The 1,636-nt window shown below is 42.7% G+C and carries 1 protein-coding gene; it reads left to right on the top strand.

The window, feature by feature from the left end:
* Positions 1-1,189: 1,189 nt before the first annotated feature.
* A complete protein-coding gene (locus F6K49_RS47005) occupies positions 1,190-1,420 on the top strand; it encodes a hypothetical protein (RefSeq protein ID WP_293109372.1) in 231 nt (76 codons plus the stop codon).
* Positions 1,421-1,636 lie beyond the last annotated feature (216 nt).

Genomic DNA, 1,636 nt, shown 5'->3' with positions numbered 1-1,636 from the left:
TATTGGGTCTTATTGCTTGCCCCAAAGCCCCATCACTGGCTAAACCATCACTTATACATAAGGTTAACTCTTTGGTTAACGTTGGGAAAACGCGATCGCATACAGCCGCTGTTGATAGTAGTAAATAGCTTACGCAATTCAGTCATCGATACCCCTTAATTCCTCTGTCTGTGATCTCAGAGCAAGACAGGGGTATTTTTTTTGTGTAACAGCTCAAAGGCTTTTCCTAGCTAGATACTAGTTGCCGATACTTTTTAGCAACTGGTCTTACCCTGAAGTTATACATAAGGTTAACGTTGGGAAAACCCGTACGCATACAGCTGCTGTGGATAGTAGTAAATAGCTTACGCAATTCAGCCATCGATACCCCTTAATTCCTCTGTCTGTGATCTAAGAGCAAGACAGGGGTATTTTTTTTGTGTAACAGCTCAAAAGCGTTTCCCAGCTACATACTATTTGTCTGAGGTCTGAGCAACTGGTCTTACCCTGAAGTTATACCATTAGTTAACTCTTTGGTTAACGTTGGGAAAACGCGATCGCATACAGCCGCTGTGGATAGTAGTAAATAGCTTACGCAATTCAGCCATAGACACCCCTTAGTTGGTCGAGCTGTGATCTAACAGCAAGACACTCAGGGGTTATTTTTTTGGAACTCAAACGCTTAAACCCAGCTACATACTATAGCCAAAAAAGGGATGGTTAGGACATAATTGTCACATAATATGGAGTGTAGCAAGGAGGGATAAATGCCATCACCATATAGCGATGCAGAGCGAGCAAAAGCAGTAGCAGCAGTAGATCGTGGAGAGAAAAAAACCCAAGTGTGCCGAATGCTGCTTGCTTAGCCGTAATACGTTAGACCTTTGGCTAAAAGCCAGAGAACAAAGAGGAACATTCACACGCCTTGAGAAAGTATCAAAGGGGTCCACAGCCAAAAATCCGAGATTTAGAGGAGTTTCGCCAATTTGCGTGCATAAACGGTGGCACAACTCAAAAACAGATGGCAAAAAAGTGGCCAGAAGAAATAAGTCACACGACCATCGGCAAAGCTTTGAAACGTATTGGATTTACCCGAAAAAAAAACTTATGGATACAAAGAAAGAAATGAAGAGGAACGAGGGGAATTTCTCAAATACAAAGCGCCAGTATGCCAAACAGCGAATAGTGTATGTGGATGAAGCGGGAGTTGATGACACAGAGGACTACTATACAGGTTGGTGTGAGAAATCGAACACGATATTACGACCTCAAATTAGGACACAAAACGGAGCGAATCAGTATGGTAGGAGCAACTTTGAGTGGTCAAATTATTGCTCCGATGACTTTCGTGGGATACTGCAACACCAATAGAGATAGAAATGTGGGTAGAGTTTTTCCTAATGCCAGAATTGTTACCGGGGCAGATAGTAATCATGGATAGGGCAAGTTTTCAGCGATGCAGCGCGGTCTTGGGGGTTTCCCCCACTCGCTATTGCATCAAGACACAGCTGACGCTTACATCAAGAAATTAGAGCTGATTCGTAAAGAAAATCTAAAGAAATAAAAAAGTTAAGATAAGTAGATGATAACCTACCAGAGGTTGAATGAATTTCGGTCAATGACACGTCTGCCTCAAATTGCCGCACCGACGAGAAAG

The sequence above is a fragment of the Moorena sp. SIO3I6 genome, assembly GCF_010672095.1.
The sequence above is the reverse complement of the archived record's forward strand: the minus strand, read 5'-3'. Positions and strand labels throughout refer to the sequence as shown.